The sequence below is a fragment of the Secundilactobacillus angelensis genome, from assembly GCF_012641075.1.
Lineage (GTDB): Bacteria > Bacillota > Bacilli > Lactobacillales > Lactobacillaceae > Secundilactobacillus > Secundilactobacillus angelensis.
The window spans coordinates 1-285 of sequence record NZ_JAAXLJ010000106.1; the positions used below are offsets into that span (position 1 = coordinate 1).

Below are 285 nucleotides of genomic sequence, written 5' to 3' on the forward strand. Positions count from 1 at the left end.
CGGCTAGAAAGTACCGTATCGACTTCCCAATGACCAAAAGCTAATCGCTGATTGACAGATTTTGGTCGTTGTTCAATGGAAGTCCCACTTGTAAATGTGACACGATGCTCATTAGCTCGGCGCTGTCGGACATTTCGATTAGGTAGATCAGCCAAGTTGAAAGGTAACCAGCCAAGCTTAAGCCAGTTATAAATTGAAGCGGTGCTCAGGTTAAAAGCTGTCGCAATCGCTTCTGGTGACCAAGTTAAACGTAGGTGGTTGGTAATTAAAATTGTCAATGATGGC

At 44.2% G+C, this 285-nt stretch carries 1 pseudogene; it reads right to left on the reverse strand.

The annotated features are described in order from the left end of the window. Nucleotides 1-285: pseudogene (locus HC026_RS12565) on the reverse strand (IS30 family transposase); the annotation flags it as partial.